Consider the following 4592-nt stretch of genomic DNA (forward strand, 5'->3'; position numbering starts at 1 on the left):
TACAGTCTGGCCGTGCGCGGCCTGCAGCGGCCGCTGAAGGTCAGCCGCGCGTTCGGCCACCTCTTCCGGCCGATGTAGGTTGCAAGCTGGGGCCGCCCACCGGCGTGACGCCGGGGTCGTGAACCTCAGGGCCGTGCGCGCTCGAGAGCGAGAAGCCGAACCTGCGAGTCCTGGGCGTCGACCGCCTGCGCGAGGCATTGCTCCTCGATGCTGGGGGTGCGCTGCCGGGCGAATGGGTTCACGAGCATCTGCAGCAGGTTCTTCATGGGTTGGTCCTTTCACGGTGGGGGCTCGGGCGCTGCACGCCTTCGCACGGAGGGATGTCCTCAATGGACAAAATCAGTTGCACGCATGGCAGGTGAAGGTGAAGCTGACGTCGCCCGCGGGAGCGCCGGTGGCGCATGCCCACATCCAGGTCGACGGCGGCATGCCGCAGCATGGCCACGGCCTGCCCACGTGACCACAGGTGACACGCGAGTTGCCCGACGGCGGCTACCTGATCGAAGGCATGAAGTTCAGCATGAGCGGCTGGTGGGAGATCAAGCTCGCGATCGATGGCGCCGATGGCGCCGATCGGGTGAGCTTCACCACCGTCGCCGCCGAACCCGGCGCGAACCGCTGACCGGACTGGTCGACAATCCGAGGAGACGACGATGCGGTAAAATTGCGTCGCCCGAGAGCAGCCCATGGGCGCTGACGGCTTCTGGCCGAGAGCCGCAGTTCGCAATGTTCGCCGAAAGCAGCCAAAAGATGATCTCCATATCTCGGTGAAGGGCGGCTTTGCGAAGCCAGCACCCAAAGGCAGCCGTCGGCCGCGCCGAACGCTGGGCCCGCCATTGTTGTGCGCCTTGTCCCAGCCCGTACCCCAGTTCGAGCTCGAGATCGCAGCTTCGGCTCCGTTCCAGCCGTGGTCTCAACTCGGGAGCTTATAGCCCGAGGATCGCGATGGACGTCGCGGCCCGCCTCGTATGGAATCCTTAATGATTTGTGCGGCGCTTTTGACCCACGGTAACCGGAACCACTGCCGGGCTCAGCCTCGGTGCGGCGACTGGGAACATGAATCGCCGCGCCGGGATTGCTCAGTCCCTGCTTGGGAACATGCCATTTATGCAGATCGCAAAGTTCATCGCCGGGCCGGGCTTTTCGTTTGCCCCGCCGCCGGCCACCGGCATTGGCGTTAGATTGGGCAACTGGAACGTCGTGGTCCCGTCGCCACCGTAGTTATTGCCAATCAATGCATACAGCGGCTGGAATTGCGCAATCTGCAGCGTTTGGCCTTGGCACAGCAACCAGCCCTTGGGCGCCCAGTCAAAGCTGAACATGCGGATTTCGCCAATATACGCGTCTTCCATTGACTTCTCCTTGGTTGACATTGATCAAAGGAACGACACCTGCTCCACACCGCTTCTGGCCCTACACGAAACACTACTGCTCGATTTGCCACGCAAGTACCGGCTGCGATGCGTTCGGTGGCATTACCCATGTGTCGTTGGTGACGAGGTTCCTGGTCGACCAAAAGCTTTGCGGAATGCTCATTTGACTCTTGACTCTTTGGCAAACCATTTGCGGTCGGGACCGGTGTTCCGGAGCGAATGCTTGCCGCTTCGCACATTACCTCTATATCCCAGAAGACGTTGTTGACGACGGTGCCACCATTATAGGCCGCAATCCCCGGCGATCTGGCGGAACCAATATGTTGGATATGGTGGCGGCCGTAAGCGACCCGACGATCACGCCAGTAGCAACCAGTCCGCCGCGGCTCTGATGTGCAAATCGACCGCTTTCTGAGGTATGCGGTTGAACTATAAGCCCCTACATACAGTGTCCGACATGAGGTGAGTAAGGATAGGTTGCCATCGCAGCGTACGCTCTTTGACGAGCTTGGTTTTCACGTGAACACCGTAAGTGTGGGTTTCCGTGAGGCCGCACGGCAGGGCCCGATCCGTAGCAACGGCCGCCGCGGTTCCACCGTGCGCGATCCCGCTGTGTTACTGCAATGCCAATACTCTGTCCACTTCTCGTTTTAGGATGTCGTTGGCCTGCTGCAGCGATGAAGCGTACGGGATGTCGGTGCTGGCGAGAGCGACGTCGACTGGATCGGCCGCGCATGACAGCGGCTGGCAGGGGTCATAGCAGAAGTAGTTCACGTCCGGGCAACCCGCTTTCCCGGCAGGTCCGTATTCGCGGTACGCTTCGCGATCCCAGTCACATGGTTCGCCAAACACCTCGAACGAAACGCGACATACTGGCCTGAAACCCAGCCTGCGATAGTAAGCCGTCAGGCATGTATCGAAGCAGAACAGGTGGTTAGCACCCTCCTGGATCGCCAGCTGAAGCAGTTGTGTCATGGATCCTGGGTACTTCGGCGATTTACACACACTGGAGAGATACCCGCGCGTGTCTTCCGTGTTGCCGAGGGCGAGTACCGCCATGCCATCGTGTGACACGAATAGCCGCCTGTTCCGGAAATGTTCAGCGGCCGGAAGCAGCACAGTGGCGCCGCGATCACCATGTTCGGCCTTTGCTTGCCGAAGCAACGCCCAGAAAGCTTGGGCGTCGGTGATCTCGTAAGCCAAAAGACGCCCGTCGCAATAGTAGTGACGCGTCGGCGTGAGTACTACGGGTCCCTCGGGGATGTCGCTTCTAACCAATACCGGCCCGGTGACAGCGGCGTCGACACTTTGGCCAATGATATCGCGCAGGCCTTTCGAAGCAATACTATTGATCATTTGAATCTCGCTGCTCATTTAGGTCACTCTCATCAATGCCGGGCACGTATCTTGATCCTTGAAGAAACTTGCGCATGACCGGATTGCGATCGCCTCATTGCCAGTCCTGCCAGCCATCGCGCGTCTTTGATCAGGCCAAGCGCAAGAATGACGCCGCCGAATGCCATGCTCGATACTTCAAACCCCTGCTGAAGATGGGGATGTCCAAGCATGGACAACGCGATGACCGAGACACTCACGAGATAACCGAGAGTTACGTTGCCGTCGCGGGTTCCGACGCCGCAGCCGGCGACCAGAACAGCCACATACTGCGTACCCTGCGAGACGAGTGTGGCAAGCAGTGCAGCACCGGGTACCCCGCCAATGTGGGCGATGTCGACTGGGCTGACCAGGCCGCCATGTACAACCGCTGCCATGAAAATCAGGTTGAATGTGAGCTGTGCGAGAAACCGGCCGAGTTTGCCCATCGTGACGAGGCCCGTTATACGGACCATCGCAGCGTCGGCGAAATTGCAGAGAAACGAGAAGAGCGGTGCGGAAAGCGCCATGAACATGGCTGCTCCGGCCAACCAGGGGCTTGCCCACATGGACGTACCTGTTCCGTAGGCGAAGTAAACCAGAGCACCGATGCAAAGTGAGATGCGCAGTTGGCGCACGTAGGAGACGACGACAGACGGGAATTTCACGTTCATAAGAGTGCCTCGAAAATTGGCTCAACCTCGAACGAGATAGTACGAGTCGGCAGCAAATGACCAAAGCAGAGAGATATGTCAACCAATTTCACGACAACTCTTCCGACCATTTAAAAAGGCCGGTCGCCATAAAAGATTGCGCGGCGAGTGCGCATTTGCCGTGTTAGTTGTATGACGATATGGCGCTGGGCCCGACGCCTCTGGGAGTCAGTTTCGGTCGACAAACTCCGCTGGTGCTTCCGGCACGCCGGGCTGGAGAAAGCCAGGAGCCGGATGGAGGACATCCTGATGATCGGTCAGGTGATCGTGTCTGAAACACCAGGCGTTGCAGAAAGTCTCGCAAAGCTTGATTACAGGGCGCGAGAGCTTGTTGCGTATGTCGACGCGAATGGCGGGTGGACAATCAACTACGGGGCGCCGCATGTTTCATGTAAACCTATCTCGATCGCAACAGCCGAGTCTGCGGTGAATCAGGTGCTGAATCAGCGCTGTGCAAGCGGCAACAAATGCGGTCGCCGGCACGGGGTCCATCTGGTTGCCAGCTCCGATGTGCCGCGATCAACGGTGAGCTCGTCGAGCGACTCGCAAGGTACGAGGAGCCGACGAAACCATTGTCCAGCGAAGTTGCATAGCTCATTGAGCAATTCGGGCTTGCCTCGGAGTTACAACCCCAAGCTTTTTAACGCTCCCCAAGTCATCTTCGATCTGCTATTTCGTGCGGGAAATTCTCGAAATCAACATCTAGGTTGAGGTCCGACGCCCACTACGGCATGTCGTTATACAGAAATGTCGGCATCACCGTCATCGCGCAATAAGCGCATGGTTTCCGCGGCGATATGAACTTTTGTGAGCCCCTTCCAGATTGTCTCCGCGCCGGGTTCGCCATCGCCCTTGCGAGCGAGGAAACCGCCGAGGCGAGCGACCAAGCGCAACACTTCGTTGAGCTTGGGTTGCACAGGCATACGCGTTTTCGTGAGCAAGTGGGCGGCCCGAATTTCATCGGGATCGAAGAACAGATGCGCGTCCAAATCAGGACAGGTCCGGCCCAGCCGCATCAGATAGGTCACACGCCAAGCCACCACAAGAAACAGCGCCAACGCACGCTCGAGTCGTTCAATCGTGCCCAACTGCAGCTCTTCGACCTGACAGCCGTTCTTCAGAACGTTGAACA

At 58.8% G+C, this 4592-nt stretch carries 6 protein-coding genes and 1 pseudogene; 2 read left to right on the forward strand and 5 right to left on the reverse strand.

The genetic code is table 11. The features are described 5' to 3' along the window. Positions 1-125: 125 nt before the first annotated feature. Complete coding sequence (locus AWB68_RS48635; RefSeq protein WP_160110181.1) at positions 126-266, reverse strand: hypothetical protein; 141 nt, start codon at positions 264-266, stop codon at positions 126-128. Positions 267-466: 200 nt separating this feature from the next. Here AWB68_RS48635 and AWB68_RS48640 point away from each other — a divergent pair, with 200 nt between their 5' ends. Continuing rightward, positions 467-622 (forward strand): hypothetical protein, encoded by a 156-nt coding sequence (locus AWB68_RS48640; RefSeq protein WP_160110182.1) that lies wholly within the window; start codon positions 467-469, stop codon positions 620-622. A 457-nt stretch (positions 623-1079) separates the two neighbouring features. Here AWB68_RS48640 and AWB68_RS42835 read toward each other — a convergent pair whose 3' ends face one another. The 3 genes from AWB68_RS42835 to AWB68_RS42845 all read right to left on the reverse strand — a co-directional run bounded on the left by AWB68_RS42835 (position 1080) and on the right by AWB68_RS42845 (position 3421). Continuing rightward, positions 1080-1352 (reverse strand): phage tail protein, encoded by a 273-nt coding sequence (locus AWB68_RS42835; RefSeq protein ID WP_087650166.1) that lies wholly within the window; start codon positions 1350-1352, stop codon positions 1080-1082. A gap of 636 nt (positions 1353-1988) precedes the next feature. Further along, positions 1989-2747 (reverse strand): GNAT family N-acetyltransferase, encoded by a 759-nt coding sequence (locus tag AWB68_RS42840; RefSeq protein ID WP_087650167.1) that lies wholly within the window; start codon positions 2745-2747, stop codon positions 1989-1991. Between the two features lie 14 nt (positions 2748-2761). Further along, positions 2762-3421 (reverse strand): hypothetical protein, encoded by a 660-nt coding sequence (locus AWB68_RS42845; RefSeq protein WP_087650168.1) that lies wholly within the window; start codon positions 3419-3421, stop codon positions 2762-2764. A 189-nt stretch (positions 3422-3610) separates the two neighbouring features. On the opposite strand from AWB68_RS42845, the pseudogene AWB68_RS50390 reads away from it, so the two are divergent. Then, a pseudogene (locus AWB68_RS50390) lies at positions 3611-4111 on the forward strand (ISKra4-like element ISBte2 family transposase); the annotation flags it as partial. Between the two features lie 86 nt (positions 4112-4197). Here AWB68_RS50390 and AWB68_RS42850 read toward each other — a convergent pair. Then, positions 4198-4592: IS4 family transposase (locus AWB68_RS42850; protein WP_268810917.1), on the reverse strand; the 395-nt coding region annotated here is incomplete at its 5' end.

The organism is Caballeronia choica, from assembly GCF_001544535.1.
Classification (GTDB): domain Bacteria; phylum Pseudomonadota; class Gammaproteobacteria; order Burkholderiales; family Burkholderiaceae; genus Caballeronia; species Caballeronia choica.

What these genes read in the sequence shown, in the direction of transcription:
- AWB68_RS48635 (WP_160110181.1), bottom strand. Translation starts at nt 266, where the DNA reads ATGAAGAACCTGCTGCAGATGCTCGTGAACCCATTCGCCCGGCAGCGC.
- AWB68_RS42835 (WP_087650166.1), bottom strand. Translation starts at nt 1,352, where the DNA reads ATGGAAGACGCGTATATTGGCGAAATCCGCATGTTCAGCTTTGACTGG.
- AWB68_RS42840 (WP_087650167.1), bottom strand. Translation starts at nt 2,747, where the DNA reads ATGAGCAGCGAGATTCAAATGATCAATAGTATTGCTTCGAAAGGCCTG.
- AWB68_RS42845 (WP_087650168.1), bottom strand. Translation starts at nt 3,421, where the DNA reads ATGAACGTGAAATTCCCGTCTGTCGTCGTCTCCTACGTGCGCCAACTG.